This window comes from Pseudomonas sp. UBA5568 (assembly GCF_002425525.1).
GTDB classification, from domain to species: domain Bacteria; phylum Pseudomonadota; class Gammaproteobacteria; order Pseudomonadales; family Pseudomonadaceae; genus Aquipseudomonas; species Aquipseudomonas fulva.
The window spans coordinates 52,751-64,973 of record NZ_DIMK01000058.1; the positions used below are offsets into that span (position 1 = coordinate 52,751).

Genomic DNA, 12,223 nt, shown 5'->3' on the forward strand with positions numbered 1-12,223 from the left:
CCCTAGTCTATTAATTGTTTGACATGCTGTATTAATCGGAAGGAGCTCAGGTCGTCTATATACTTGTGGAAAATTTGTTTTTTCCAGACGTACGTTGAGTCTCCTTGCCCCTGTTGGGCGTTAGCGGTGTGTTCTTTCAGTGCAGTGATCAGCTGTTTTCCATTGCAGCAAACCACTCCAGGGAACACATGCTCTAAATCATAAAACAACCCACGCTCCACGCCTGCGTAGTACTCATAGTCATAAGCAAAGCTCACCATCGGCTTACCCGTCAACATGAAGTCTATGAAGCAACTCGAGTAATCCGTGATAAGTAAACGTGCGGATCTGTATAGGACCTCGACGTTAGGGTAATGTTCATCGCTCAGATCCAGCGCGCCCAGTCGTTGCAACTGTTGCGCATAGGACCCCGAACGGTCAGCCATATGCTCTCGTACCCCAAGCACCAGATCGTTCTCTAGCAGCCATCCCTCCAGCTGCTTTAGCTCGTTTTCTGTGAACTGATAGCACGCATTAGCCGCTCCATTACGGAATGTCGGCATGAACAAAATCAGCCCGCGTCCTGCCAACGCACTCTCGAGCTTTTGGCTCTCCGCCTGCAAATCCTTCGGCAATTTTTCGAAGTCGCGCAGAATAAAATCGTTCCGGGGAAGCCCCGTTTGCCATACGTCGTTGTAGCTCAACGGATAGAAGGCCGCTGCCATGGCCATCGTGTCGATGCTCGATGAGCTGATCACGGCCCTGCAGCGGGCGTGCTCCTCAGCGATGGCATCACGCCTGTTCTGCTGGTCAAGTGACGCATAGCCTATGCGTTTAAGCGGGATACCGTGCCAGAGGTTGATCAAGTCATGCAGATCGCTTGAAAGCGGATAGACAAGATTACGCGTAGGTGTGTGTTTGATGAACAGGATTTTAGCGCGCAAGAGATGGTATTGGCCTTCGGGGCTTTCCAAGGATACGACAAGGACGTTTCTGCCCTCCACGTTTACCGGTTTGCCGCGGGTCAAGATGATCTTGAAGATACTCTCATCATCTTTGATCTCTTCAAAAACTGCACGCTCGTTGCCGGAGAATACGCCAGAGAAGGCGCATACCGGGAATGCCCACCAATGGTCGTACTTGGGCACACGGTGGTCGGCTTCGATGAATTCAGCATGCGTCAGCAGGGTAGCGGGCACCTGCTCGTTGTCTGGCAGCCTCGACGTGCCGATGTACAGATTGCGCTCCAGCACCTCCTGATCGGTAATACGTGTCAGGTTGCGCTCCATGGTCTGCACGTCAGCCTCAGGTGCGCATGCCAGGATCTTTTCCTTCCATCTATACAGCTTGGCTACTTGGTAATGGTTGGCCGTCAGCAGGTACCGCTTGAACAGCGGAAAGCCTGCCTCCAGCAATTTGAAATGCTGGTTGCTGTAAATCGGATGGAACGGATAAAGGCTACTGATGAAGGTATCGAGAACGAACCCGCGTGTAATCAGGTAGCGTGTCAGACCGATTTCGTATTTGAAAATCACGTTCTGCTTGTTTGGCTGCTGAACAACCGTACTCAACAGCTTACGAAAACCGGGGTCAGACAACACGGGCCTGCGATAAGCCACAAAATAAGACCCTATGAGGAAGTCGTAGGTATCGTCCTCTTCAAAACGGTCTAGCATCGAAGCGCGCACGGTGTCCATCGCGATGGGCTGCTTGAACTGATTGCTCGGCTCCGCCTTGGTTTTGGCTATCCCTTTCGTCGCTTGAAGCCCCCACCAGTCACAGCGGCGTTCATCCATCTGCTCGAAGACATCATCGAAGTCCTTGACCAGGTAGCAGCTGTCGTTGGCCAACAGCAACTCATCGTATTGGTCGATGGTGTCCCAGCCCACCAGTGAATTTGCCAACAGGGCATAGGAGCCAAAGTCATAGCGTTGGTGCCGGCCCGCCCAAGCGTCCTTGACGATACCCTTCAGCTTGAGCAGCTCGCCGTCTTGCATTACACAGTCGGCAAGATAGTAAACATCGGCATGGGCACTGAGTGCTCGAAGGTACTGGACTACATAATCGTCAACCAGTCCATCAGGGTCGTATCCCGCGAACAAGCAAATGCGCTTGACGGGCCGTTCAGGTAGCCAAGCCGACTGCGTAGTCTGCGCGAAGGGGCCTTGCGGACGTGGCAAGGCGTTCGATTCAATGCCTTCGTGCAGGAAGTGCGCCAGTGGATTGATGGCGTCACTGGCTGGATCCAGGTAGCTCGACCAATACCACCAAACATCGAAGTCTTTGCAGGGCTTGCGTAGCTCTTTCCAGCCATCGGTGCAGAAGTGATAAAGCGGATTCATGTCACACTGCGCGACATCCGGGTTCATCGACAGGTAGTAATGTGTATCGAAATACGCATTTGGGTTGCGGTTTTCACGCGCGCCGTGTCGCACGAAATGCACCAGAGGATCAATGCCAGCAGCCGCCACGTCCGGGTACTGACTCAAATAATACGTCGCATCAAACGTGCCGGATCGCCATAAGGTGGCAATGACCACATCAGAGCCTGCCTCTGGGGGTGGCGGCGCAAGCTCAAACGACATCGGCTGCCTCCTGATGACCGCAAAGAGCTTTGGGTTTGGTCGCATTGGCACGCCAGTCAAACGTACGCTGTGCAGAGTCCAAGTCGGTTAAGTTGTATACCTTACCACCCCCATACCGAACCTGGGTTGTTGCACGAGGTGGCAATGCCAACCCGCCATAAGGGCCACTGAGGTAATCGTGGCTCAGTGCAGGGTGGTAGAAAGGATCTTGCTCACCTTGGGAGAACCAGCGATCCGTGAAGTTTTTCTGCTCACGCTGGGCCCGCGCACGTTTTTCGGGAGCAATATCCTTACCTCGGCTTGCGGACTCGGCATGGATCAGTTGCGCTTGGGCACACCAGATGATCTTGAAGCCCAGCGCACGTATGCGCATACAGAAGTCGACATCGTTGAAGGCAACTGGGTAGCGAACCTCGTCCAATCCACCTAATACCTCGAACAGTGGTGCATGGACCAACAGGCACGCAGCTGTAACGGCAGTCTGCTGTCGGGTCAGTAAATTGCTGGCCAGGTAGCCTGCGTCGTGCTCGGCCAACTGATTTCCGGCATGCGCAGCCAGGCCATTGATACCCACCACTACGCCGCCGTGCTGAACCATGCGATTAGGCCACAGGAGTTTGGCACCCACAGCCCCGACCCCAGGCCGCATCAACTGGCTGATCATTTCCTTTAGCCAGTTACCGTCGAGGATCTCGATGTCGTTGTTGACCAAGCCGATGACCTGACCCGTAGCGTGATGCACTGCCGCGTTGTTGATCTCTGAATAGTTGAACGGATAGGGGTGCGGGATAACCTTCACCCCCCGGCTCGGCAACTCGGCGAGATACTCGAGGGTTTCCGGTATCACGGACAGGTTGTCCATGACGATGATTTCCAGATCCGGATACTCTGTTTGATTCAGCAACCCTTCGATGCAAGTACGAAGTAGGGCGACCTGATCTTTTGTCGGAACGATCAAGCTGACCTTTGGCAGCGGGAGCGGCAGTGGCCAAGTGACGTGCAGCAGCCCTGGGTGATCAGCCAGCGGCGCTACTTGCGCTCCGGGTGCAAGGGCCTCGCATAACCAGTTGATTGCCCGCAGTCGTTGTTGGCAAGCCGGAGTGTGTTCCGGGCTCGAAACGCTCAATGCGTGGCGGTGATAGAGCACCTGCGGCAGATGGGCCACGCGCGCCTGCATTTCCTCGGTAATCAGTACGACAGCCGATATCAGCATGTGCCAATCGAACGCACCGTGCCCGCTCTCTTGGAGGCGTGCAACGGCGCGGCTGACTGTGTCCTTAAGGAAGACCGAGCCAGGTGTGAACGTATCTGCGCCTATGAAAGCGTCCAGATCCCAGACAGGCTTGAACCAGGGGTGGCCCGGTTCGCCATTGGGTTGGTCCTGATCGCAGTCCGCGTAGCCCCAAGCGCTGCCCTCGGCCAGCAATGCGCTGAACTGACTCAATGCATCAGCTCGCAGACGGTCGCCTGCCCAGACCGGCACAATATAACGGCAGTCTTGGTTCAGTAACTCAAGCACCACGGGTGCAATATCGCTTGATTGGGCTTTGACGAGGCGTCCAGGGCTGTTGCCAGGTAATGCGAGGCTGCCGAGGGTCAGTGCCTCAAGCGCTGCGTCCCCATCACCCATCAACAGCACGCCCACATCATTTGCCTGCTGACCGTCAGTGGGATTCGGGCGCTGGAAAGCGTTAGCCCAGGCCGGGTAGAGGTGCCAGCCGGCGCTTTTGGGTAAGCGCAGGCTCTGTTCACGCGCCACTGCCTCAATGACTGCGACCAGTGCGCTGTCGTGGTGCGCGGACAGTTGGTTGACCAAGCCCTCGATACCCTCGGGGGCGCAGCACAAGGTGATAGGGCTGCCGGCCAACGGGGCCCCGGATTCGCTTTCGATGCTCAGAACGTGAGGCTTGCCGTCGGCAAAGGCCCATGGCAGGTCTATGACAAAACCATGGTCACTGCTATCGCGATAAGCCAGGGCTTGGCTGTGTTGGTCACACACCACTTGAGCCACTTGTTGATCACCCTCACGCACGCGGATCGTCACGCGACGATGTGGGGATTGCGGGTCCCATGCCCACCCACTAAGGCGCAAGCCGCCGGTATGCCAGACTTGCGATGCGATCAGCTCAGGCTCTTTACCAAACGGCGCGGGTAGCGTGATGTCGCCGTCGAGTGAAAAGGGCTCGTTAGCAATCTTGACGCTGATGTGCCCGGCCTGATTCAGCCAGGCTTGGCGCAACTGCACGGCAAACCCGTTGAACTGGTCGCCCTCGGTGGCGTTGGTTTCGTACAAGTCTGCACGAGCCACTGCCACACTCGCGCCGTCGATAAAGATTTCGACGATCAGTTTCTGTGCGGGGTTAAGGGTATCTAGAGCCCAGCCCTGCAGGACGTCGCCGTAAAGCCCGGTGATTAGGCCCTTGTATCGGACCGCTGAAAGCGAGGCGGTGTCCGTTGGGGTTTTATCCAAGACGTGTTGTGACATCAGGCCGGCTCGGTAATAGAAATAGAATGAAAGGGAAATGCCCCTGTGGCGTTTTCCCGCACTGCGTAAGGCGCATGCAATGGAAGGTCCAGGTCACTCGCAAGCTCCACTGCGCGCCAACCCGAAACAGGGCACGCATGCAGACTCAAGACGGCGCAGCAGCCGGACATTGTCACGTTGTCTGCCATCGACAGCATTGTCAGGTCTGGCAGCGCGTACACCGCACCTGTAGCAAGCAACTGCTTGCTCCAAGGCTGTTTCGCTTCGATAAGAAACTGAACGGGCAGGTTTTCTCGGGTCGCTCGCTGCGCTATTTCAAGCCACTGGCGCGCTACTTGTGTGTCGCTCAGGTCATCACCGATCAACCACGTACCCGTGCTCGTCATCTCATGGGTAGCATGGTGCAGGGGGGATTCGATCAGAGCAAGGTTCGCCCCGTGCAGCACGGCGGCATGCCGATCAACAAACTCGGCGCAAGGCAATTCGATACGCTGGGCTGATGCGGCAAACGTCATACGATCGTTGCATGCTTCCCTGGAGAGCAAGGCATCGTCCCTGCAAACAATCCGATAGGGCAGTGATAGCTGGCCCGGCAGGTCCCATATGAACGAAGGGGCATTGGCCAGCCGCTCGAAAACAAGGCCTCGCAAGGGTAGGGCGCGTAGATCGTCTATAAGATAAGGCAATTCATCGGCGGCATAGTCCAGGCTGATCTCCAATGGCAGAACTTCTGCATGAAGTGTGACCCAGTTGCGCAGCCCATCATGATGCCAGGTCAGGCTGAAGGGTGTTTCAGAACGGCTGCCATCATGAATGTGCAGCTCTGGACGAGGGTGACCCGGCTCGCCGCGCTGCTGAGCCAGCCAATGGGTCAGACGCGCACGCTGCAATGATTGTCGAGCCGGTTTGATCGGGTCGCGACGGCAGAAGGTTTCGTAGCGTGATTCAGCATCAGGGTAGCGTTTTCGAAGAATGGCGTTGTTGTAGGCAACGCGCAGGTTTTTTTCTTCCCCAAACGATACCCCCCCTTGATGAGCAACGAAAACATTTGGCGCCCCCATGTGCTTCCAGCCCAAGCTGCGAGCGCGCAAACACCAGTCGGTTTCCTCCCCGTACCCGCGCGACAGTTCTAGCTCATCCAGATAACCCACTTGGTCGATGGCATCGCGCTTGATGTAAAGGCAGAACCCACATCCTGTTTCGATCTCTACAGGGGCCGACGGGTTGTGTTTGGCCAGATTATCCAGTTCAGCGTGCTGGTCAGGTGATGGCATGGGCTGACTGATGCGGCTCCGTGGGAAGCTCATCAATTCGCCATTGTTCGTGAACGGGGTGACCGACGCTACTTGAGGATCGCTATAAGCTACCTGATGCAGGCGGTCAATCCAGTCTCCGTGAACGCGGGTGTCAGCATTCAGCCAGATCACGTCTTTGCCCGAACTCATAGCCATGGCTCTGTTCATGCTACGAATGAAGCCTAGGTTGGACGGGTTCTGCACGAGAGTAATCTTGCTTTTGCCTGCCAGCACTTTGAGCGCTTTGCGCAAGGCGGGGAGGGGCGTGGCGTCCTCGATGACGACCAGACGATGAGGCGTGCGGTTATGCCTGCGTGATTCGATAGCGCTGTTTATGCACGCCAGCGTCTCATCCAGCCCGTTGTAAACCGGAATGAGCACATCAACCGAAACGCTCTTGGTTTGCGTGGCAATGGGGCAAGGTGGTACCCAAACGGGCAGGGTATGCAGGGGGCTACCTTGCAATGAGCCGCCTGTACTAAAACCCACGGCAACTGTTGCGCAAGCTTTGGGCAGTTTGGCGCGAATGCCACCATGGCTGGACGAAATACCCGCAGCTGTGAGCAGTGGATCGGGGCGGCCTGCCGGCGCGCTTACGACCTGCCCGTTGAATTCGAACTGAACGATGCATGGCTCAGCAAGGTTCTTCAAGTCGATTGCCCAACCTTGTATCTCTTGCGCATCTCGATCAAGGCGAACGACGCCTACTGCGCCTGAATGCTGCGTTTTTGAAGCCAGCAATCTAAGTACTAAGTTGAGCTCTTGGGCTGAAGTGATTTCGGGCAATTGCGCGAGGATGAGTCGCTCTAGCTGCACTGGCGTGTCTGCTTGGCTACGTGCGAGCCATAGCAGTTGCCGCAGACCTGCGTCATGAGGTTGCTTTTGCCAAGCAGCGGCCAAGTAGCGGGTAGCCAGATGCGGTTGTGCTAGATCCAACAGGCAGCGCCCTAGAAGCGCATGCAGATCTGTCCGCTTTGGCAGGGCTTTGACCGCATTACTAAAAAAAATGAAGGCAAGCTTTGGATGCTTTGGCAGTGCCTCGATACCCTTCCAGATGAGTGCCTCTGGACGGTATTCGGGGACCTTGAGAGCCTGTTCCAACACTGAAGCCGCGCTGGCGTGCTCTTCTGCCTGGCGATGCCGATGAAAAATGTCCATGAGCGTATCTCGCCCATGGTCGAGTTGTCTGGACATAAGCTTGGCTTGGCTACAAGAAATAAAAAAGAGGGGCGACTCGAGAGCCGCCCCTTTGGCGTATGCCCGACCTTTCGGCCGGGTATACGTTTTGCTACAGCGGGCTAGTTACACTTGGCCGTGCAGTACAACGACGTTGTCGATGTTTGCGATGGCTTCGTTGGAACCAACGATGCCCAGGGCCACGTCGGCGTGAGTGCCGCCGTTGTCCAGGACAGCTTCCCAAGCAGCTTTGCCAGTTGCATCGGCTTCGCGGCCCAGTGCGGACTGGTACAGGGAGTCGATGAAGTCGCTGTTGGACTTCTGAGCAGCTTCAGCCGAGCCAACGATGCCAGCGGCCACTTCGGCGCGGCTGGTGCCGTTGAACAGCTGGGATACCCAAGCGTCCAGGCCTTCTTGCTCAACTTCGCGGCCCAGTACGTTTTCGTACAGTTCGCGGACGAAGTCACCGTTCGACTGATCCAGCTGGATGGCTTCGTTCGACAGAGCGATACCAGCAGCTACGTCGTTCAGGTTGCCACCGTTGGCCAGCACGGCTTGCCATGCAGTCGAGCCTTCTTCATCAGCGGCGCGGCCCAGGATAGCCTGGTACAGCTCGTTGATGTCTTGGGCCGAAGCAGCGCCAGCGAACTCAGCCGAGTTCAGGAACTGGTTGGCGATGTCGGTCAGCGAAGTGCCTTCGCTTACCAGGGCGGTGAAGTCTTTGGCGCCGGATGCATCAGCGTCACGACCCAGGATGCCTTGGTACAGGCGCAGGGCAGCTGCTTCTTCGTCGCTGTGAGCCAGGGCTACAGTTTCGGTGGTGTCACCGTTAACGAAGGTCAGGAACTCAGCGTCAGTGATGGCGGCAGTTTGGTTGCCGGTCAGGTTGACGTTGAAGTTGTTGCCGACGGTGAAGGTGTAGTCGTCGCGCGAACCGTCCAGCTGAACGATGTCGAAGCCAGCGCCAGCGTTGACGATGTCAGCGTGGTCGCTGCCGCTCAGGATGATGGTGTCATCGCCCGAACCGGTGGTCACGTTGTTGTTGCCCAGGCCAGCGATAACGGTGTTGTTGCCGTTGCCGGTCACGATGGTGTCGTTGCCGTCGCCAGCGTCGATCAGGGTGTTCTGGTCGCCTTTGACAGTGATGACGTCGTCACCGTTGCCAGTTGCAACTACCAGCTCGATGGCCGAAGTATCAACGGCTGGAGCCAGAGCAGCAGCGAAGGTTTGAACGTCGCCAGCAGCTGCTTGACCTTGCAGGTCAACAACCAGGTTGGCGTCGCTCTGCAGCACGTAGGCGCTAACGCCAGCGGCTTCGGCAGCAGCCAGGTCGACGACAACTTGGTCGCCTTGCTCGCCTTCGACTTCGCCGATAACGACGTCAGCTTGGCCGGAAGTTGGCAGCTGAACAACGTTGCCTTCGATGCCGGCGATGTTGACGTTTTCAACGGTGTCCAGGTTCAGCAGGCTGCTGATGGCAGCGATGGTGTTTTCGGACAGGTTGGCGCTATCGGCGTTCAGGGTGTCTTGCAGAGCGCTGCTCGACTGAGGGCTATCGTATTGCATGATGTATTCCTGTTACTTCAGGCCATGTGGCCCGCTGCAATCGTATTCTGCTGTGACGCAGAGTTTTCCCACGGAGACTTAAGGCGGGCAGCGTTCATCTTCGTTACGGGTGTTAGGGCGAGGTGCAAGGCCACCAGCGGCTCGTTGCCGGTGGGGCCGTGCATCATCTGATTTGCGACTAGGCGTTGTGGTTCCGTATTTTCGAAAACAACAAGGCCAGTAAGTTCGTAATGCCTGCGCAGCGGGCCTATCAGGCTGAAGCCAACGCAGATCAGCGGCAGGCCTTGGCCGCGAGCACCTACTACAGTGCCTGTCGATACGTTGCGGCACGGGCCGGAGCCTGCCACTGTGCAGGTGTAAAGAAGGTCTACACCGACGGGCTTTTCAGCCCAGTCGATAGAGAACGAATCAATGAACTCATCAGCGCCCGGCTCGCCAACCCACCCTTCGCTGGACACGATCTCACCGCTATGGCTTAGGTGAGCAGTAAGCGTGAGTGGCAGCGGTTTGGTGCTGGCGGCGATGGCCTGAGCAGGGTCGGTGCTGGATACGACCGCGAAGGTGCGCATGATGGCAGGCGAGGTGTCAATGCGGTCGATACGCAAATCCACGGGGTCGATCACCTCATCGAACATGTGATATTCGGTGATCAGAACCGTCGTAACACCGCCTTTGACTCGCGCAACAATAGTGTCACCGAGCTTGGTTAGCATGTTTTTGCTAACGCCTTCTGCGGGGAAGAAATCGATGGAGCCTTTGCCTAGCGGCGCTTGTTGCAACGCGATGCAGACGGGTTTGTCTGCCGGGGGCTGGGAGGCGTACCTGAAGATATACATGCCCGGTTCGAGCAGGGTGACCCGGGAGCTGATTTTCAGGCCGTCCAGGGTTTGCGAAGGCATAGACATGGCGTTGTTAAGCTCCTTTTAAGCAATAACACTGGTAGCTAACGTGCTCAAACCCGTGCATACACTGAACTGCCATTGAAGGCTCCTTGCGAGTGGCGAAGATGCCGCCGGAGGGGGAAGATGTCAACCAAGAAATCTAAAAAAAAATTCATATCAGTGGGGAACTTAGCTATAAGAGGGACGCTCTTTCGCCGCTTTTTGTTCATAACTGAGTAGCAGGGTAGGACGTTCCAGCATTCGAAAAATTCGTCTGAAATCAAAGAATTACGATATTGACGTGCGCACATGATTACTTTCGATGGTTTTCTGGCGTGTAGTTTTCGTCGCTTTCAAGGTCTCTAGCCGTTGGTCACTCTGACCGCTCGAGCAACTGCCTGTTTCCGTTCTGCTCAAACATTTCATGAAATTCTACTGTTCGTCGCTGAACAAAGCGGCTCAAGGAGCAATCTGACACGCTGCCTTCTTTGGTGGGTGTTACACTGCCCGCCGCTTTCGCCACTCCTCAGTACGGACACCATGAGTTATCAATCCGAAAACACTCTGCAAGCCGCCCTTAGAGCCTGCAAAAGCAGCTTCCTTTCGGTAGGCTTCTTCAGTTTCTTCGTCAACGCACTGATGCTGGTGCCCACGTTCTTCATGATCCAGGTATCGGGTCGCGTGGTGCCCTCCAGCAGCACCTCCACTTTGCTCATGCTCACGCTGATCATGACTGTATTGATCGCGACCATGGGTGCCCTGGAGTGGGTACGCTCGCGCATCATGGTGCGTATCAGTAACCGCCTGGATGTCATGCTCAGCCGCGATGTGTACCGGGCAAGCTTCAAGCGCGCCCTGAATAGCGGCGGCTCCGATGCTACGGCGCAGTCCCTTAACGACCTCACTTCGCTGCGCCAGTTCTTTACAGGTCCAGGGCTTTTCGCATTTTTCGATGCCCCGTGGTTCCCCATCTACACCATCGTGATGTTCCTGTTCCACCCATGGTTCGGCTGGATGACGTTGTTCTGCGGCGCGGTGTTGACCGTGTTGGCGGTCGTCAATCATCGGTCTACTGGCGGCGCGTTGGCTGAGGCCAACAAGGAGAACGTCGCCTCCAACGTGGTGACCAACCGTACCCTGCGTAATGCCGAGGTCATCGAGTCGATGGGGATGCTTGATACCCTGATGAACCGGTGGGCCAAGCGTCAGCGCAACATCATGCTGCTTCAGTCCAATGCGAGTGATAAAGGCGGCGTGATCAGCTCTACCTCCAAAACATTCCGTATCTGGTCGCAGTCCATCATGCTGGCCATTGGTGCGTATCTTGTAGTGACGCACGAAATCAACCCCGGCCTTCTGATGGCAGGTTCCTTGCTGCTGGGCCGCGCGCTGTCCCCCATCGACCAGATGATCGGCAGCTGGAAAGGCTTCGTCGCTGCCAAAGTCCAATACGACCGCCTCAGCAAAGTGATGGACGACCTGAAAAACGAACCTGAGCGCATGCCGCTTCCAGCCCCAGAAGGCCACATTCAGGTCGAAAACCTGATCGTCGCCCCGCCTGGCGCCAAGGCCCCGGTCATTCGCAGCATCAGCTTCGTGGCACCGGCCGGCTCCATCGTCGGCATCGTTGGCCCAAGTGCCGCCGGTAAATCCACACTGGTGCGTGCCCTGATGGGCATCTGGCCCCCACAGCACGGCGTGGTCCGCCTCGACGGCGCTGATATCGCCAGCTGGGACAAGCAGGCCCTTGGCCCATACGTCGGCTACCTGCCGCAAGACATCGAGCTGTTCGAAGGCAGCATCAGCGAGAACATCGCCCGCTTCGACAAAATCGACCCGGAAAAGGTAGTGGAAGCGGCCCAGATGGCCGGCGTTCACGAGATGATCCTCATGCTGCCCGATGGCTACGACACGGTAATCGGCAGCGACGGCGTCAACCTGTCTGGCGGTCAGCGTCAGCGTATTGGTCTGGCCCGTGCCATTTATGGCAACCCGCGCCTGGTGGTGCTCGACGAACCTAACTCCAACCTAGACGACGTGGGTGAACGCGCCTTGGGCGTGGCCCTGCAAAAGCTCAAGGCAACCGGTGCTACGGTCTTCATCGTCTCGCATCGCCCCAACATCCTCACCCGCCTGGACCGTATTCTGGTCATGTCGGGCGGTACCATTTCGCTGTACGGCGAGCGCGACCGCGTGATCGCCGAGCTGGCAGCGCAACAGGCTAAAGGCCAGCAGCGGGTCGCTCAGCCCGCGCCT

At 56.9% G+C, this 12,223-nt stretch carries 6 protein-coding genes; 1 reads left to right on the forward strand and 5 read right to left on the reverse strand.

The window, feature by feature from the left end; all coding sequences use genetic code 11:
* Nucleotides 1-2: 2 nt before the first annotated feature.
* The 5 genes from B2S33_RS19785 to B2S33_RS19805 form a co-directional block, all read right to left on the reverse strand.
* The gene (locus B2S33_RS19785) at nt 3-2,564 is read right to left on the reverse strand and encodes a CDP-glycerol glycerophosphotransferase family protein (RefSeq protein WP_288650919.1); all 2,562 of its coding nucleotides are present in this window, start codon (nt 2,562-2,564) and stop codon (nt 3-5) included.
* On the reverse strand, nt 2,554-4,380 hold the full coding sequence (locus B2S33_RS19790) for a glycosyltransferase family 2 protein (RefSeq protein WP_288650921.1): 1,827 nt from the start codon (nt 4,378-4,380) through the stop codon (nt 2,554-2,556). Before B2S33_RS19790 ends, B2S33_RS19785 begins: the two co-directional genes overlap by 11 nt.
* A gap of 668 nt (nt 4,381-5,048) precedes the next feature.
* Nucleotides 5,049-7,502 (reverse strand): glycosyltransferase family 2 protein, encoded by a 2,454-nt coding sequence (locus B2S33_RS19795; protein ID WP_288650922.1) that lies wholly within the window; start codon nt 7,500-7,502, stop codon nt 5,049-5,051.
* 144 nt (nt 7,503-7,646) lie between these two features.
* Nucleotides 7,647-9,086, reverse strand: coding sequence for a DUF4214 domain-containing protein (locus tag B2S33_RS19800; protein ID WP_145280471.1), 1,440 nt, complete (start codon nt 9,084-9,086; stop codon nt 7,647-7,649).
* A gap of 17 nt (nt 9,087-9,103) precedes the next feature.
* Nucleotides 9,104-9,985 carry a hypothetical protein gene (locus B2S33_RS19805; RefSeq protein WP_033736972.1) on the reverse strand — a complete coding sequence of 294 codons (882 nt, stop codon included), beginning with the start codon at nt 9,983-9,985 and terminating at the stop codon, nt 9,104-9,106.
* Between the two features lie 522 nt (nt 9,986-10,507).
* Between B2S33_RS19805 and B2S33_RS19810 the strand changes: the two genes are divergently transcribed.
* On the forward strand, nt 10,508-12,223 hold a 1,716-nt coding region (locus B2S33_RS19810), incomplete at its 3' end, for a type I secretion system permease/ATPase (RefSeq protein WP_288650925.1).

Bases quoted from the DNA above. Each gene is read 5' to 3' on its own strand.
- B2S33_RS19785 (WP_288650919.1), bottom strand. From the start codon at position 2,564: ATGTCGTTTGAGCTTGCGCCGCCACCCCCAGAGGCAGGCTCTGATGTG.
- B2S33_RS19795 (WP_288650922.1), bottom strand. From the start codon at position 7,502: ATGGACATTTTTCATCGGCATCGCCAGGCAGAAGAGCACGCCAGCGCG.
- B2S33_RS19800 (WP_145280471.1), bottom strand. From the start codon at position 9,086: ATGCAATACGATAGCCCTCAGTCGAGCAGCGCTCTGCAAGACACCCTG.
- B2S33_RS19805 (WP_033736972.1), bottom strand. From the start codon at position 9,985: ATGCCTTCGCAAACCCTGGACGGCCTGAAAATCAGCTCCCGGGTCACC.